Here is a 17,213-nt window from a genome sequence, read left to right as displayed (position 1 = left end):
GCCCCCTGCATCTTGAAACGACAGAGAGCAAGTTCATCGATTGACATCCAATCCGTCCCATTTCGGCACTTGCCCTGAAATCGTCAAACCGATCGACAATTTCAAATACCAGCATCGAAAGCAGGCAAATCGCGATAGATCGTATCGGGATCCTCAACGCCACTTCGTTTTGATGCCTGTGAAGGCAAGGTGCCACAACGTGAAAGAGAATCCAAGTTCATTTCACGGGTCGCATCTCGGTCTGCTCAGCTGGCAGCGGTTGAATCATGTCACGAACTGCTGAAAAGTGACTTTTTCTTATTTCTTTGCTCAACAAATCGACGCGACCGAAAATCGGTGGATCAGTGGGGTCAACCAAGAGGGAATATCCGGTTTCGCGACGCAACCGACGCTTGCTGACTTAAGTTCGGAAGCCGAATGAATGGCAAACGTCGTCACCGCTTTTTCGACAATCTGTTATCAAACGGGCGATCGGCTCGTCGCCCCCACACGTGCGACTCACTCTCCCGACATCGAAAACAGGCTGATGCGCTAAAATAGGCCAGGCACCGCAACCAACTCAATCTCCCAATTCCCAGACATGCTTACGGTATTTTGACCCACACACGGGACGAACTCACGCTCACTGCATCGCCAAACGGTTTCCTCGTTGAATTCGACAATCAACGTCAAAGCATCTGGGGACAAGGTGCGGAAGCCATCATCAACCAACGTCGATAGCGATGGAAAGCGTAAGCGTAACGATAGAAAGTTAGTCCCGGCGTTTTTTTACGCAGCCGTTTTCGTCCCAAAAGCTTCTTAAATTGCTCTCTCACAACACATCACTGATTGGCTGATCTTTCACGGCACTCACCTCGACACCAAACAAACTGTCGACTTCACGATGGCATTCCGTCCTGAAATTCATCTCCGAAGATAGAAAGCAGTTTGCGGCTGCAATCAACTATTTGGATCCAGTTATTCCCGGGCAAACTTTAAGTTTCGTATACTACGAATTCATTTTCCCAAAGCATGCGTCGCCATGGACAGGTAAACGGCGAAGCGTTTTGCGATGAACCCGATTACCCACGGAGCATCAACATGAAAGATCCGATAACGCACGCCTCATCTCGCCGGCAACTGCTACAGGCCTCCGCAGCATTCGCTTTTGCGAGTTCGCTTTCCCTTGATGAAACAGTCGGGCAGGAACCCGTCGCAAAAAAAGGGCGAATAAAACAAACGGTTTGCAAGTGGTGTTTCCCCAAATTCTCACTGGACCAATTGGCTCAGGCTGCCAAGTCGATGGGACTCGTAGGTGTCGATTTACTACAGCCCAAAGAGTTTCCAATCGTGCAAAAGCACGGCCTCGTTTGCACCATGACGACCTCACACTCGATTGGCAAAGGTCTCAATGACGTCGCAAACCACGATTCTTGTTTGAAAGCAATCAACACAGGAATCGAGGCAAATGCAAAAGCTGGCTTCCGTAATGTCATTTGCTTTTCGGGCAATCGCAACGGTATCGACGATAAAACAGGGCTTAAGAATTGTGTGAAGGCATTAAAACAAATCACTCCCGTTGCAGAAAAAGCGGGCGTCGTGATCAACATGGAGCTACTCAATAGTCGGGTGAATCATCCGGACTACATGTGTGACAAGAGTAACTGGGGAATTGAACTGGTTAAGCAAGTCGGCTCCGACAACTTTCGGTTGCTCTACGACATTTATCACATGCAAATCATGGAAGGAGACATTATCCGTTCAATTCAAGACAACCACATGTACTTTGGTCACTATCATACAGCCGGAAACCCTGGCCGACACGAACTCGATCAGCAACAGGAACTCAACTATCCAGCAATCTGCAATGCAATCGTCGAATCCGGATTCGACGGCTACCTCGGACAAGAGTTCATTCCCCAGCGAGATCCATTGACGAGCCTGTCCGAGGCTGTTGCACTCTGTGACGTCTGATCATACAAAGCCAACCAGCCACCTTTTCCCAGACGCGTCACGGGGACGCTTACGAGTGCAATCGGATACCGCGGCACCAAAAACCCGGGCACTGAGGCTGGAAACAGGCTAAAACCAAGGCGCCTCCCAATGAGTCGTAAAGCGAGAGCACATCTGAGTCAGGATCCCCGATTGCAGGAGATCATTGCCAGCACACGGCTTAAACATCGCCAGATCGATGGAGATGTTTATGCCAACTTGCTAAAAACAATCATCTTTCAGCAACTTTCCGGAAAAGCGGCGACCACCATTCATCAACGCTTTACCGATCTTTTCAAGACCGGCTACCCTCACGCAAAGTCAGTGCTTCAATTACATGAATCCGACTTGACGACAGCCGGTTTATCGCGACAGAAAAGCGGCTATGTTCGAAATGTGGCAAAACATTGGTGTGAGCACAAACCGCCAGGGGCCGCATGGAGCTCCATGAAGGAGGAGGACGTAATCGAGCAATTGACCTCGATCAAAGGAGTGGGCCTTTGGTCGGCACAAATGATTCTGATGTTCACACTCAAACGCCCCGATGTGTTTCCAACAAATGACCTGGGCATCCGCAATGCAATCATCAAACGATACCGTTTACGGAGTCGAGGACCTGCACTTGATCGGCGTATGCGAGAAATCGCCGAGCCATGGCGACCCTATCGCAGCCTCGCTTGCGAATACCTTTGGGCGTGGATCGATCAAAACTGATCGATCATCAACAAGTTCTGCCCCAACAACGATGGCAAACACCGATCAAGAAAAAACTCGTCACAGCAAGTCTCCAGGAGACAGGCTCTGGAACGACGTTGACCTCAAATTGAGTGACTTCACTCAAGGCTTCGCCGCGTCCCGTATTGTCGCCCCAAAAAAAGAAACTTGGCGTGGTGTATGGAAAGTCCTTGGGTGGATCCGGAGCGATCGAAGCATAATTTCTCAATGACCCCTCAAGTAACAACAAGTCATCAACAAGTAACTCATAACCTGTCTGCGAGAGTTTGAGTTCAAAATCATATAAAGCAGCAGTTGAATCAAATGCCTGAGACTCACCAATCGGGAATGCTGTGTTTTCGTCGTCCAACGCAACAATCTGGTCGGTTTGAAATTGAAGTTCGATACCACTGAGATCCTCGCTAATCGCAATCAGAGCGAATCCTCCCCGATTGTGCTCACCTACAGCAAGCGGATCAGTGTCCGGAAGGTTGCTACCAGCGACTTGTCGCATGCCGAAAGTTATCGAATACGAAGCCAAGCTCAGATCGATCACAGGATGATCAGGATGCTGAAATGACAAAAAAGGAACCTTACTAAAATAACCAGCCTGCTCCGAGATATCATCGCGTGTGTTCAATAACAGCAATCCGCCAACGATCGATTGGTGCGAGGCTGCTCCAATCGGCGGATCCGTTGCAAACAACCATCCCTGTGCATCAGGAGTTGTTCCAACTGTCGCGTCGAATAAAACGATCGCCTCAACGGTTCGACCGATCCCAAATAGGGTTCCCCAGATTAGAGTTATTCTGATAAACCAGCTCATCTTCAATACCTTGTGAATCCATCTGCCAGTTGCTTCAGCAGCGAAGTCTCACACGTCAAGTGACCTTACGAAACGGGTTCATCACTGGGTACGAATCCACGCGTTGGCTGCTCTTCGATGAAACTCATTTGACAACGCAAACGCTCGAGCACCGATTCCCCCCGAAAATAATGCATGTTGAGAAAACACATCACGAACTTTTCGTGCGGCACACGGCATTCCCATCCTGTTCCTACTTGAATCTACCTTACGTGGCGTGCTCGGTCCCAGGCAATGGAATACACTCCAAACACGCACTTCGCCCGCAAACAAGCCGCCCATCGTTGGATCGCCGCGACGGCACTCGAACAGCCTTTGCGTTGTAAGCCGCACGAAACCGCTTGCAAGGACCTGACGGGAGCAAATCCATCAATCGATGGAATAATTGAGCTCCGTATCTGCGATCGCCAGACTGAGATCGACCGCTCGCTGAACATCGATTGGGTTAGAATCATAGGCGAACCTCACGTTCACATCGAGTTGTTCGCCAGCACGAATCGACTGCGGCTTGAACGCCACGTAGGTCTGCGACCAGTGTGTTTCAGGGCTATGCGGACCAGTATCGAGTTCAATACTCGGCGACAACTGCGCTTCAAACCAAAGACCAAACCCATTGAGCACTCCATCGCGATTGGGTAGGAAGCTGAACTGACCTTCAAAGCAAATATCTTCCATGTTTGTCGTAAGCAGATCGAGTTCGAGCAGAATTTGGCCCGGCGCAAGCAAGGCCGCCGGTTCGATGCGAATTTGCAGCGGACGTCCCTGAGCAAGCTCAACATCTTGTAGTGCGCTTAAATCGATACCATGGACAGGCGTTCGCCAAAATCCTGGCCCCTCGTTGCGGTAGAGAATAGGATCGTCAAGCGGAGCTAACAGCACTCGAACATGAGATGGCATCATTCGCCCAGTCGCCGCCAGATTGTTTCGTCGGGCTTGGAGGACAGCATGTAACATCCCCTCTGCAAATGCAGCATGCCCAAGCCATTCACTGACGATCAGGTCAACCTCATGATCAAGATGAACTTCGTCGGCTGCCTCCTGCAACACTTGAATTCGTCCCGACAAATCATTGACTTCGATTAAATACTTTGCAACTTCAGCAATGTCGGTAATGTCAACAGCGCACACCGATTCAGCGCCTGCCCGCGCGGCTAACATGGCGAGGATTCCCGTACCGGTCCCCACATCCATAACGCGGTCACCCGGCTGCACACATTCACGAATTGCTGCTGCAAAAGCGTCAGTGCGATAACGATCACTCACCATGCGACGTTGCAGCTCAATGTCACCATACGGCTTCAGATAGTTGTCCAACGATTCATCCCCGCAAGAAAAAGAGATCGGAAAACAGTACCTGCACATCCGATCCCCAACCACCAAAACGCGGAGGAGAGCTGGACAAAGGATATTTCAAGCGATCGTCGCTCAAAGAATCCACAGGGAGGCACACAATACCAGCTCCGGATTTACCTGACAATTGCCGCCGTCAGCCAGACAGAGCTGTCCAGCCGCCGGTACGACTTTACAGCCCCAATGTTGCATGATCTCCCAAATCTCCCGATCAACTTGGTGAAGCTCGTGCAAAAAGCAAGCATTAAGACAGCTGGAGTGCTTGATGCCAAACCGACGGCTACTGTTATTACCAACGGTCAGCGCTCCTGCGTTCACCCTCCAACAACTCCTGGCGCACAAGCTTCACCTCTGGGACTTCACCTCTGGGACTTCACCTCTGGGATCCGCCGTCCGACTTCAATTGACTAATTTTTTCGTCACACCCCCCGCATCCCCAACAATTGTGTTCAACAGCATTCGCATCGGCGCCAAACATGGAGTGACTGGTACCAACCGACTGCTCCCCGATCATTCCGAGCATGGCCAGGACACGACAAACGGCACAAGTCAACATTTCCCCCGGGAAAAGGGGGCAGATCGTATTCGCTGGCAGCCAGTTTAAGGTCAAAACGCTCCAACGGAGCAAGTGTCCATCGGCAAGGGGGTAATATCCCGAAAGTCGATTAAATCTGCGAGTCATGCCTACCTATCGGACAAGATCGATGGAATTCCGTTGTTCGGCTTCGGTTTAAACGAAACGGGCCGCTCGCCAGGTGCATCTCGGGTTACAATAGAGGAACACATCCGTGGACCGGGGGAGCGCTTCGTATCGCCTCAGTCCTGCAATCCAAAGTGCGATCCCTGCCGGGGCATGTTGTCCAATTCAGTGTGCAACTAGTCTGCCGATATTTTTTTGGAATCCGACTCTTGTCGAACTCACCTCAGCCCCAAGCTTCCGATTCAACCACGCAAGAGACGCTGGTAGATGCTGCCGACACGAAGACAAAACAGCAGCCTAACAAACTATCACGATCCCGTTTGTGGCTATTCCGCATCTGCTCCATCCTCTTGATTCCAGTCGTCATTTTGGCTGGCATTGAAATCGGATTTCGTCTCACGACCGAGTCCTACCCCACCGGGTTTCTCGTGCCAGCTTCCTCGAAACCCGGACATTTGCGCGACAACTTCAAATTTGGCTGGCGTTTTTTCCCCAAGGCACTTTCTAGAAACTCACAACCGATCATGATCACCGCTGCCACCCCGCCCAAAACCAAACGGGTGGTCGTCTTTGGTGGATCAGCAGCCATGGGTGATCCCGAACCGGCCTATGGGTTGCCACGTGTTCTGGAAACCCTCCTTGAGGTTCGTTTCCCGAACCAAAAGTTCGAGGTGGTCAATGCGGCGGTGACAGCCATCAATTCGCATGTGGTACTACCGATCACGAAGGATTGCCATCAACTGAACGCGGATGCCTGGGTTGTCTACATGGGCAATAACGAGGTGCTTGGACCGTTCGGGGCGGGCGGTGTTTTCGAAGGACAAGGAACGCCATTATGGCTAATCCGAGCAAGCTTGGCATTCAAACAGACCAGTACAGGGCAGTTTTTTAGCGCTAACCGTCAGCAATCAAACACATCGACGCCTGACAATTGGCGTGGCATGGAAATGTTTTTGGACTATCTGCTGCGCCACAACGCTCAATCTCTTGAGCGCGTTTACAACAACTTCAACCACAATTTGAACGCGATAATCAAGACGGCGAAAAGCAGTGGAACGCCAATCGTAATCAGTTCGATCGTGACCAACTTGAGAGACTGTGCGCCTTTTGCCTCGTTGCATCGAGAAACACTGACTGACGAGGAGTTAGCGGAATGGGAGAAGAATTTCGAGGAAGGCTGTACGGCCCAAGATTTAGGTCAATTCAGCGACGCACTCGAAGCGTATCAGCGTGCGATGGAAATCGACCCCGAGTTCGCTGAATTACCATTCCGACGTGGCGAATGCCTGCTCGTATTGGGAAACAATAAAGAAGCACGCGAGCAGTTTGAATTGGCCAAAGAGCTCGACACCTTGCGATTCCGAGCTGTCAATCGCATCAATGAAATCATCCTGTCCACCGGAAAGAACCACGACAATCCGAACGTCCGTATTGTCGACGCATGCGCGACGTTCACAAATGCAAGTGAAAACGGCATTATCGGTTCAGAATTCCTTCACGAGCATGTGCATTTCAATTTTTCTGGCAACTACCTGCTTGCCCGCGTCCTGGCAGCTCAACTCGTTGATTTACTCGGCCTGGATACTGGTGCTGATACCGGCTCGGATTGGCCTTCCGAAGACGAATGTGCTGCCCGACTTGGACTAACTCCTTACCACCGGGTATTGGTTGCCCAGGAGATGCGAGGACGACTACAAGCACCGCCCTTTAGCACTCAGATCACCCATCAACGCGACCTAGCTCGTATTGCGGCGGAAGAATCTCGCTGGAAGGCTCAACTGACCGGTACCGCCGCGTCAGCCGCGATTGACAACTTTCGCAACCTGTTGGAATCGGATCCGCACGACACAGCCCTGCGGGCACAGTTTAGCAAGCTTCTAGAATCAACCGGTGACATTGAAGGCGCAACAGAGCAATGGATGGAGATTTCTCTTCGCTTTCCCCATTCGGCGGAAGCTTTTTTCCGCCTGGGAGCCTTGTTTAATCGAGAAAAGAAGTGGAATCAAGCGGAACAAGCATTGTCCAAAGCTTTAGCGATCCGCCCGTCCTTCGCCCGTGCTTTGAATAGTCTTGGCATCTGCCTCTCGCACTTGCAGAAGTTTGATGAATCCTGCTTACGTTTTTCCCAAGCCGTTGCTTTGCGACCCGAATTTGGCGAAGCTTACCTTAACTGGGGCCAAGTGCTCGCCAGTCAAGGCAAAGAGCGCGACGCGATCGAGCGTTACGAGGCCGCGACGGAAGCAAATCCCGACTACCTGCCGGCCTACGTACGGCTGGCCAAATACCACGTACGCAAACAGGACTTTGCCTCGGCGGAGCCGTTTTACCGAGAGGTCGCCAGGTTACGGCCCAAAGACTCCGGAGCACTCACCAACCTCGGAGTGCTGTACATACGACTGAAACAACCCACGAAGGCAATTGAGCAACTCAATCGAGCCCTCAAATTGGATCCTACCAACAGCCTCGCAGAACGTGCGTTGGCTCAAGCACGGCAATTGTCAAATCGGACTAGCTCCCCCCAATAACAACGGGTGTCGTCCAGCCCCACAAACCAGACTCTAAGCATTTTTGTCGGGAATCTGAATCGAATGATAAACCAAAAACTATCATCCACCCTAAGCCCAGCTCTGATCTTTCTCTTCGCATGGAGCCTCATCTCGATCGCAAGTGCCGATGCCATCAAGTCACAACCACTTCAAAAAGCGGCAGTGCCAGACGGCGAAGCGGAACCCAAGACCAAGTTCCTTCGACTCTCCCCGCAAGAAACCGGCATCAACTTCGTCCAACCGATTGATATCACCCATCCCAAAAAGCAAATCTATGTAGGCGGTTTTGCCTCCCCGGGAGTTGCGATTGGCGATCTAAACAACGACGGTTTACAAGATGTGTTTTTAACAGGCGGCCCGGTAAAAAACCGTCTCTATTTGCAAATTGGTGAGCCAGACGGATCCAGCAGTTTTCGTTTTCAAGATGTCACGGACAAAGCAGGCGTCGATGGCGGCGACACGTGGTGTTCTGGCGCATCGATGGTCGATATTGACAATGATGGTGACTTAGACATCTACGTTTGCAAGTACGATGCACCCAATGAGCTGTTCATCAACCAGACGACTCATGATGGAACCATTCGTTTCGTTGAGTCGGCGAGAGAATATGGCTTAGATCTTGTCGACGCATGCCTCGTGTCCGCATTTTGTGACTACGACCTTGACGGTGATCTCGATGTATTTATTGCTGGTTACCAATATGTGAACCCAGCGGGGCGTCCTAAAGTGCCCCCGGTCGTTGAGAAAAACGGGCGATATTCAATTGAACCGGAATTCCAAAAGTACTATGGGATCGTTCGAGGCGCCGATGGACGGCAGATTTTCACGAATATTGGTCGTCAAGACTATCTGTTGGAAAGCAATGCGGCCAACAATCCGCAAGCGGGCATTGTATTCACTAACGTCACCAATCGAGCGGGTATCGAAGGCGTGGGAGTAGGTAATTCAGTTGTTTGGTGGGATTACAACGACGACGGGCTCCCTGACTTATTTATCGGAAACGACTTCAAAGCACCCGACCAGCTGTATCGCAACAACGGCAACCGCACCTTCACAGACGTTATTCGGAAGACAGTTTCCCACACCACGTGGTTCAGCATGGGCAGCGATGTTGGGGATGTCAACAACGACGGCAGACTCGACCTTTTTGTGAGTGACATGGCCGGTACAACTCACTATCGCTCCAAAGTCACCATGGGTGAAATGAGTTCAAACAAAGCGTTTTTGATGACGAGTGAGCCACGTCAATTCATGCGAAACGCCCTGTTCTTGAACACCGGTTCTGATCGTTTCTTGGAAGGCGCCTATTTGGGCGGTATCGCCAACTCGGATTGGAGTTGGGCCACCAAGATGGCGGATTTCGACAACGACGGCTGGATCGACATCTTTATGACGAATGGTGCCGCTCGGATGTTCAACCATTCGGATCTCAACTTCACCGACGAACAGCGACACGGAAAAACACAGTGGGAACTCTGGGAAGACACTCCTCCCCGTCTCGAAGAGAATTTGGCTTTCCAGAATCAAGGGGATCTGGACTTCAAAGATGTTAGCGTGCAATGGGGCTTACATCACAAAGGCATGAGCTACTCAACTGCCTATGGTGATCTGGACAACGATGGTGATCTTGACCTCATCGTCACAAACTTGGACGAACCTGTCGGCATCTACAAGAACCAGACCCACGACGGCCATCGCGTCAGAATTCGGCTGGTGGGTCAGCGTAGCAACCGATACGGCTTGGGCGCGGTGGTTCGCATTGAAACCGAAGCGGGCCAGCAAATCCGCCAATTGATGCCCATGACCGGGTTTGTTTCTTGCAACGAACCACTGCTCCACTTTGGGCTCGGCGACGCTGAAACGATCTCAAAACTAACCGTAGAATGGCCCAGCGGCATCGTGCAGGAGTTTCAAGATTTGGCGGCGGACAAACTGTATGAAATCACTGAAGACGGCGATCAAGCAAGACGGCCCACCGCCCCCCCCGTCCCGCCGTTGTTCAGTGTTGCAAAATCGTTTCCGGCCATCCGACACACGGAAACCGACTATGACGATTTTTCACGACAACCACTACTGGCCTTCAAGCATTCGCAACTAGGCCCAGGGATTGCTACGGGCGACATTGACCGCGACGGTGATCTCGACTTTTACATTGGTCGGGCGTCCGGACAGCGCAGAGCAATCTATCTGAACCGAGGCAAAGGACAACTCGGCGCAAGATCGTTGGATGCATTTCGATCTGACACGCAAAAGGAGGATATGGGGGCGATCTTCTTTGACGCGGATGGAGACGGTGCGGAGGATTTATACGTCGTGAGTGGCAGCGTTGAATGCGAACCGGGCGCATCGGTTCTTCGAGACCGCCTCTACCTGAACGACGGCAAGGGGCACTTCAAGCAAACAGTGGACGCCTTACCGGACTTACGAGACAGTGGAAGCGTGGTCTGTGCAGCCGATTACGATCGTGATGGAGACTTAGATCTCTTCGTAGGAAGCCGTGTCATCCCGGGGCAGTACCCCGTCGCTCCCACCAGTCGTTTACTGAGTAATGAAAGTCGACCAGGAAAACCATCCTTTCGCGACGAAACCCCAAAGTTCGCTCCTGAACTAATGAAAACAGGCCTGGTGACCAGTGCGATTTGGTCTGATGCAAACAACGATGGTTGGATCGATTTATTGGTATCCCATGAATGGGGCCCCGTTAAGTACTTTCGAAATGAGCCAAATGCTGAAGGTCAGAGACAGCTGATCGACCGCACCGAAGAAGCCGGATTATCTCAACGACTTGGCTGGTGGAATGGAATCAATGGTCGCGACCTGGATAACGATGGCGACATTGACTACATCGTTTCCAACTTTGGACTCAACACAACCTATCATGCGAGTGATGACAAGCCGGAACTGCTTTATTACGGAGACTTTGACGAATCGGGAACCCCGCATCTGATTGAAGCCAAATACGAAAAAGAGCGCTGTTTGCCTCGTCGGGGGATGAGTTGTTCAAGCCATGCCATGCCGTTTGTACGTCAAAAGTTGGGCACGTTCCACAACTTCGGCTTGGCAACATTGGAGGACATTTACACCGAAGAAAAACTGTCGGAGTCCCTACGATTAGTCGCCAACGAACTGTCTTCGGGTATCTTGATCAACCTCGGCACCAATGCAAAAGGGATACCCATTTTTCGATTCCAACCATTACCCAAGCTTGCACAAATCTCGCCCACGTTTGGCGTGTGCATCGCCGACTTTGATGCCGATGGTTGGGCGGACTGCTTTTTAGCTCAAAACTTTTTTTCACCCCAATTTGAAACAGGGCGGATGGATTCAGGGTTAAGCTTGATACTTCGAGGTCAGGGGACAGGCGTTGATCACGCCATTGAGTTCAAAGCGAGTTGGCCGCAAGAAAGCGGCGTCAGCATTCCCGCCGACGCAAAGGCTGCCAGTGTTTTGGACTTTACCGAGGACGGGCGTCTGGACTTGCTGGTCACGTCCAATGACGATGTCATCGAAGCGTTTGCTTCGATGCCAACGAAGAATCGTGAGTTGAAAGTTGAATTACTCGGACCTGCCGGCAATCCTCAGTGCATTGGCGCACAAGTGAGCATCGAATTTGCCGACAAAACCATGCCCACTCAAATGGCTGAGATTTATGCCGGCGGGGGCTACTTATCTCAGTGCTCGAGCAAGCTTGTATTTGGCTGCGGCGCCGACGGACAACCACGTTTAGCCAAGATCCGTTGGCCAAATGGAAAGTCGACGACAGAGCCAATTCGAGACGATCAGGTCATCCTGATCCTACGTCAACCGTAGGATTCTGCCGCCGGAGTGGTTATTGATCCATCGATAACCGACAAAATCGGTGATTCCCGGAACCGTTCGTGTCTCATTTCTTCCGCCTCCGATCGATTGCGACGGATTTGAAAAGCGGCCGTAATGCATTACACTCCCATCTGATTGGCATACCGAATTGATTGGGTTAGCGAATTCGATTTGACCGCAAAAGCTCTATCGATCGCCTTGCTTGTCTACCGATTCCGGTTTCCCCGGCTGCTCGGGTCCCCCAAGGGGAATGCGGAAAATCCCAAGAAAAAAGGAGAATGCATTATGCAAATCGAAAAGAACGCGGTTGTCGATATTGACTACACATTAACCGATGACAATGGCAATGTATTGGACACGTCAGAAGGCCGGGATTGCATGTCATATTTGCATGGCTCCGGGCAGATAATCCCAGGACTTGAACGCGAACTTGAGGGGCAAGAGGTTGGTGCTGACCTAAAGGTGGCCGTCGCGCCAGAAGACGGTTATGGAGAGCGGAACGAATCACTACTTCAGACGGTCACGCGCGATCAATTTGAAGAGGTTGACGATTTGGCAGTCGGAATGCAATTCCGAGTTGATTCGAACGCGGGCCCGATGGTGATCACCATCGTAAAAATCGAGGACAACGATATCACGATTGATGGTAATCATCCGTTGGCAGGTGTGAATCTGAATTTCACGGTAACGGTGCGCAACATTCGGGAAGCCACCGCGGAGGAAATAGATCACGGTCATGCGCACGGTCCTGACGAACAAGAGCACTAATTGACGGTGAAATAAACACACGCGGGCAGGCATAAGATTTTTCGACGCCAATTTCTCTGAAATCATTCTGGAGAGACGAGAAACGATCTGGGAAAGACGCGGGGGACAAGACAGGGGACGCGGGGGCAAGAAGGGGACGCGGGGGAAAGGGACGCGGGGGACACCCCCCTCGGGCAACTGTTGTACGGGACACCTTTGGACAACATCCGATCCAATTTGACATGTTCCGAAACGGCTTGTAGCCAAAGCTTATGAGTCACTAAAGGCGTTTGCCGCTCGAAAGCCAAATGTGAGACCACCGTTTCGATAGAAACATGCAATTACTGGCTCGTTGCTGCACTTTCAAGCAAGGAGTCAAACTACACCGCCTGAGTTGCGGCGCACCTAGAGAGCGGAACGGAGACGATTGGAGTTGCCTGTCTACAAATGAAAATAAGAATACCTGATCGTCAATTTGCCCCAATCACACAATTAAGAAGCGAGAACATCCCTCTCTTACATGCATTGCGATCTAGCTAACCAGGCCGACTGGTGACAGACTCGATGTGGTCAGTTCTAGCTGACTGAGCGTTAGCATGCTGGATTCTTAAAATAATAATCCAGCTCAGTCGCTTGATTAACAGGTTTTCCTTGTTTGCGTATGATGGTATTCGCGCAGCCGTGAAAAATATCGAACCAATCCTTGGACTTTCGGATTTTCAATTGATTAAGAATATCTGGGAGACCAGTGGGAATTCTTCCACGTTTCCCTGAGCGCAACTGACGGCCAGTCCAATCCAGCATCAAGAGATAGTTTTCCACTGACATAGGAAGACAACCATCATCAGAAGCTCGCCATTCTGGGTAAGACAGCCGTTGGCGTTTAGATGATTGGGACGATGTATAGGCTTTGATCTCAATCGGAGTGATCCACTCATCGAGGATTGCCTGGACAGCTTTTTCTTTGCGAGCTTGATGCAAGTGGCTCGACTTATCCCGGCGTTTTAACGCGGCAATACGCCGAAATACAGATGTGTGGTAACTCCGTTCGAGTGACTTCGCCAAGCCCGCTCGGATTGGATTCAGATCGACATAGATCATGGTCGACAGCAACTGCCGAAGATCTCGGATTCGATAACTATCAAAGCGTCCTTGCCAAAATCGCCCACTGACATCGTCTTCCTTATTTGCTGCTACGGCTACCGCTTGATTAAGATAACGCATCATCCAGGAAATGCTGCTTCGTCGGGAGCGCAGTTCTAGAATGCCCTCGCGATTCGCCAAACAGACCTGTATCAACTGCTTCTTGAACGTATCCGACGCGTTTGGACGATAGTTTGTCAATCGCCACCATCGAAGGACAACATCGCGATCCGATAACTCTCTCGCTAAGTCAGGTCGATTCCAAAGCACCAAATGGTAGTGGTTGCTCATAATTCCAAATCCATGAACATCGACGAGAAAAACACTTGCTAGAAACGAGATACGATCTTCAATCCACTGCCGACGATGGTTGTAGGACTTTCCCGTGACAGCATCTTGCCCACAGAGAAATGCACGGCGAACACAACGATTGACGCAGTGGTAGACACCCACGATGTCTTCATCAATCGCCATACGTCTCGGTACTCTCGCCATCGTTTCCACCTTTCTATCCGAGATTACAAACGGCTCAGCCCCGAGCCTCCCAATTCGCTAATTCGCTAATTCGTTCTTTCCCCTTTCCCTTTACTTCTATCTATCTCTATCTATCTCCATTTCCATTTTCCCATTCCATTCTTTTTCTTTCCATTCCATTCCATTTTCCAAGCGAAATGCATGGTATCACTAGGACACCAAAAACGGCAAAGTATCACGAGACTTTGGAAGTCCCAATGGTGAGGAAAATAGCGGTATCACAATTCATTGTCGTAAATCGTGACGTATACTTTTCAAACTATTTTTTGGAGATATTGAATGCGATTTTTAATGGCAATTCTGTTGATCGGTGGAACCTTCATTGTCGCCAGTACCTGGGATTCAAGCCAAAGTCGAAGCTTTCGAGCTCGCGTTGGCAAGGCAATTCGCCACAACGATGACGACAAAATAGAACGCGTTAAACAAAGCTTCACCGATTACTTTTCCCGATCGGAGCAAACACTCGCCCCAGCCCCCTCGAGGCCAACGCCAGCTTCTAATGGAATTTCCAATTTAGATTCCCAGAGCTCACAAGGATCGAGACGTGGTTTTTCCCAGCGTCAAGAAAATCCCCGACGACGCGTATTCCTGCGACGCCCCTTGTTGAGAAATGCGCAAGATCCTCAATAAGCGAGAACAACAACGGTCAATCGCTTGAAACATCCTCGGAATAAGTTATTTGGAACGCATCCCAATCATTTCTTGCCATCTTGATCGGCACGGATACAAACAAAGCAGACCGTGACAGTCTCGCAGACTAGGCGTGGCAAGCGGGGAAGTGATTGGCTACCGAAAACGATCGGTCTTGATTAGGTAATAACCGAGCCGGAAATCGGAACAATCTCCCCACAAGCGTTCCTTAACGGAAGCAAAAAAGTGTCGCTCAGCTGAAGCTTGAGATTAATACGTCGCGCCCTCATCAATCGTATTTGACTCATCGGTATTATAGGACACTTCAACCGTTCGGTTCGCACTTCGGCGACCGGCGATGTGGCCGACAACTGCACCAGCGATCGTCAGGGCGGCATCCCCTTCGGACAATAATCCTCCCATATCGCCACCTACTGATGCTCCGTACCTCGGATAGAGAACACGAGTGGCTTCGGATAGCGAATCGGGATCGCCATCCATAGCAAGATAATTCAGTGCGTCCTGGGTAGCATGTGTTTCATGAACAATCCCAAGCACAGGGAATTCTTGCCCGAACACATACCAACCGGGGTGCTTGCGAGATCGAATGTCTTTGGCATACGCAACTTCAGTCATCGCAATCGACGGTATGTCGGAATAAACACTCAGAGTATCAGTGTATGGATTGTATTTATCATCACCGAATATCCTGCCGGGAATGAGCGTGTAACCAACATTATGGAGGGTACCGAGTGTGTAGCGGGCAATCGCAGGCACGCTTTTGTTCTCAACCAATCTCCGCCATTCATCAATTGGAGCGTACTGATTCAAACGCACTTTGGTCGATTCGAGTCCATTGTCGATCATGTAGCGACCGAGCTCGTTTTCAGTCTTGGAGGAAATATTACGATTTCCTGCTTTTCGGTTCCATAAAAGAACCTTCGACGGGATGGAAAACGCGTCACCAGCTGTATCAAGAAGAACATTGGGACGTCCTCTTTCGACCTGACTTTTTTCGCCCCTAGAAATCGCGCATTCTTGAGGTGAAATAGAAACACAGCCGATTGTGAGACTCGACAAAATCATGAGCCCCCCAATCTTACAAGTCGTCCATCGCATATTCAGGCTTCCTTGAATACGAGGAAAGTCACGCTCGCTCGCCCCAGCTAGTATCGAAATGACAGCCCAGACATCTTGGAACGCTTTGGTATCAAATCGTAAATGAAACTAGCAAACCTCAAGTGAAATCCTTTTCCCACAACTCAAAAAAAGCGACAATGAACGTTAAGCCCTGCCTCGGTAACATGTTAGGAGCATCGACGCACAAAAAAAAGATAACCAGTGCGTCTGCGCAATGTGGCTGTTCCCACGACCGACCGTCCCCAAGAGTCGAACAACGAGCGAGGGGGTGTCCCCCGTGTGCGCCTCCCCCGCCTGCGCCCCCCGTGTGCGTCCCCGTGTGCGTCCCCGTGTGCGAAGGTGTGCGTGGAGGAGAAAGGAAGAGAGAGGGACGAAGCTATGCGGGTGAAGTGAGCCTGGCACCCCATCGCAAATGATCCTCTGCGAGCCTTGCCTCTACTCCTTCGACATCTCCAGCGCCGGCGGTAAGTTGCCGAGATATTCGGGATGCACGCCCTTCAGCCAAACATGACTACCCGTGATTCGCTTCGGAGTAATGACACAAGCCGCCTGGAGAGCCCATAGCGTTCCCACAAATGTCAAAAGCAGCCCAAAAATTAAACTGATCGTCCACCATGGTGTTCCACTACTCATCAGCAGCCCGCTAACCAAACAAGTCACAATCCCAACCGCCGCGAACGACCAGGCGATTATCAAACGACGTCGACGAACCGCTTTCCATCGGTCGCTTAACCAAACATCAACCGTCGTCTTTTCCCCGAAAATAATCGCCAACAACACGTAAATGACTAACACGTAAATGACTAGCCCCGGAAGCATTCCCAGCAAGAGTGGTAGATAGATCGACGGGTGGTGCCAAGCTAAGCGGTGCCTTATAGGTATTGGGCTCGCCGGTCCGTTAGTTTTCAAGCAGCGCTGCGGAAGATTGGCATTCTTCGCCATCACCAAAAGATTTCCATCACGCCAAACACCCAACGTCGTGACCTGCCCCAGATCTATCTCTGACAAATCGTCGTCAGATACAGGCGATTTGTACGGATTCGAATCAGTCATC

Annotated in this window: 12 protein-coding genes; 7 read left to right on the top strand and 5 right to left on the bottom strand. The window is 50.9% G+C overall.

Features of this window, described 5'->3' with window-relative positions; all coding sequences use genetic code 11:
• The first annotated feature begins 1,080 nt into the window (after positions 1 to 1,080).
• Together P8N76_09495 and P8N76_09490 are read left to right on the top strand one after the other, a co-directional pair.
• A complete protein-coding gene (locus tag P8N76_09495; GenBank protein ID MDG2381898.1) occupies positions 1,081 to 1,953 on the top strand; it encodes a TIM barrel protein in 873 nt (290 codons plus the stop codon).
• Between the two features lie 129 nt (positions 1,954 to 2,082).
• Positions 2,083 to 2,685, top strand: coding sequence for a hypothetical protein (locus P8N76_09490; GenBank protein ID MDG2381897.1), 603 nt, complete (start codon positions 2,083 to 2,085; stop codon positions 2,683 to 2,685).
• A 7-nt stretch (positions 2,686 to 2,692) separates the two neighbouring features.
• On the opposite strand, the gene P8N76_09485 is transcribed toward P8N76_09490, so the two are convergent.
• Together P8N76_09485 and P8N76_09480 are read right to left on the bottom strand one after the other, a co-directional pair.
• A complete protein-coding gene (locus P8N76_09485) occupies positions 2,693 to 3,511 on the bottom strand; it encodes a hypothetical protein (protein MDG2381896.1) in 819 nt (272 codons plus the stop codon).
• A 408-nt stretch (positions 3,512 to 3,919) separates the two neighbouring features.
• Positions 3,920 to 4,864 carry a 50S ribosomal protein L11 methyltransferase gene (locus P8N76_09480; GenBank protein MDG2381895.1) on the bottom strand — a complete coding sequence of 315 codons (945 nt, stop codon included), beginning with the start codon at positions 4,862 to 4,864 and terminating at the stop codon, positions 3,920 to 3,922.
• Positions 4,865 to 5,165: 301 nt separating this feature from the next.
• Between P8N76_09480 and P8N76_09475 the strand changes: the two genes are divergently transcribed.
• The 4 genes from P8N76_09475 (at position 5,166) to P8N76_09460 (ending at position 12,733) form a co-directional block, all read left to right on the top strand.
• Positions 5,166 to 5,504 (top strand): hypothetical protein, encoded by a 339-nt coding sequence (locus tag P8N76_09475; GenBank protein ID MDG2381894.1) that lies wholly within the window; start codon positions 5,166 to 5,168, stop codon positions 5,502 to 5,504.
• Between the two features lie 305 nt (positions 5,505 to 5,809).
• A complete protein-coding gene (locus P8N76_09470; GenBank protein ID MDG2381893.1) occupies positions 5,810 to 8,125 on the top strand; it encodes a tetratricopeptide repeat protein in 2,316 nt (771 codons plus the stop codon).
• 63 nt (positions 8,126 to 8,188) lie between these two features.
• Positions 8,189 to 11,956: an FG-GAP-like repeat-containing protein gene (locus P8N76_09465; protein ID MDG2381892.1), complete on the top strand. Its 3,768-nt coding sequence runs from the start codon at positions 8,189 to 8,191 to the stop codon at positions 11,954 to 11,956.
• 294 nt (positions 11,957 to 12,250) lie between these two features.
• Positions 12,251 to 12,733, top strand: a complete 483-nt coding sequence (locus P8N76_09460; protein MDG2381891.1) for a peptidylprolyl isomerase — start codon at positions 12,251 to 12,253, stop codon at positions 12,731 to 12,733.
• Positions 12,734 to 13,303: 570 nt separating this feature from the next.
• On the opposite strand, the gene P8N76_09455 is transcribed toward P8N76_09460, so the two are convergent.
• On the bottom strand, positions 13,304 to 14,350 hold the full coding sequence (locus P8N76_09455) for a hypothetical protein (GenBank protein ID MDG2381890.1): 1,047 nt from the start codon (positions 14,348 to 14,350) through the stop codon (positions 13,304 to 13,306).
• A gap of 318 nt (positions 14,351 to 14,668) precedes the next feature.
• On the opposite strand from P8N76_09455, the gene P8N76_09450 reads away from it, so the two are divergent.
• Complete coding sequence (locus tag P8N76_09450; GenBank protein ID MDG2381889.1) at positions 14,669 to 15,019, top strand: hypothetical protein; 351 nt, start codon at positions 14,669 to 14,671, stop codon at positions 15,017 to 15,019.
• Positions 15,020 to 15,289: 270 nt separating this feature from the next.
• Here P8N76_09450 and P8N76_09445 read toward each other — a convergent pair whose 3' ends face one another.
• Both P8N76_09445 and P8N76_09440 read right to left on the bottom strand, forming a co-directional pair.
• Positions 15,290 to 16,138: a hypothetical protein gene (locus tag P8N76_09445; protein MDG2381888.1), complete on the bottom strand. Its 849-nt coding sequence runs from the start codon at positions 16,136 to 16,138 to the stop codon at positions 15,290 to 15,292.
• Positions 16,139 to 16,594: 456 nt separating this feature from the next.
• Complete coding sequence (locus P8N76_09440) at positions 16,595 to 17,212, bottom strand: hypothetical protein (GenBank protein MDG2381887.1); 618 nt, start codon at positions 17,210 to 17,212, stop codon at positions 16,595 to 16,597.
• Position 17,213 lies beyond the last annotated feature (1 nt).

This window comes from Pirellulaceae bacterium (genome assembly GCA_029243025.1).
Lineage (GTDB): Bacteria > Planctomycetota > Planctomycetia > Pirellulales > Pirellulaceae.
Note: the sequence above shows the minus strand (reverse complement) of the source record. Positions and strands in the feature narration are given on the sequence as shown.

Bases quoted from the DNA above. Each gene is read 5' to 3' on its own strand.
- P8N76_09460 (MDG2381891.1), top strand. From the start codon at position 12,251: ATGCAAATCGAAAAGAACGCGGTTGTCGATATTGACTACACATTAACC.
- P8N76_09450 (MDG2381889.1), top strand. From the start codon at position 14,669: ATGCGATTTTTAATGGCAATTCTGTTGATCGGTGGAACCTTCATTGTC.
- P8N76_09485 (MDG2381896.1), bottom strand. From the start codon at position 3,511: ATGAGCTGGTTTATCAGAATAACTCTAATCTGGGGAACCCTATTTGGG.
- P8N76_09455 (MDG2381890.1), bottom strand. From the start codon at position 14,350: ATGGCGAGAGTACCGAGACGTATGGCGATTGATGAAGACATCGTGGGT.
- P8N76_09490 (MDG2381897.1), top strand. From the start codon at position 2,083: ATGAGTCGTAAAGCGAGAGCACATCTGAGTCAGGATCCCCGATTGCAG.
- P8N76_09445 (MDG2381888.1), bottom strand. From the start codon at position 16,138: ATGCGATGGACGACTTGTAAGATTGGGGGGCTCATGATTTTGTCGAGT.
- P8N76_09475 (MDG2381894.1), top strand. From the start codon at position 5,166: ATGCCAAACCGACGGCTACTGTTATTACCAACGGTCAGCGCTCCTGCG.
- P8N76_09465 (MDG2381892.1), top strand. From the start codon at position 8,189: ATGATAAACCAAAAACTATCATCCACCCTAAGCCCAGCTCTGATCTTT.
- P8N76_09440 (MDG2381887.1), bottom strand. From the start codon at position 17,212: ATGACTGATTCGAATCCGTACAAATCGCCTGTATCTGACGACGATTTG.
- P8N76_09495 (MDG2381898.1), top strand. From the start codon at position 1,081: ATGAAAGATCCGATAACGCACGCCTCATCTCGCCGGCAACTGCTACAG.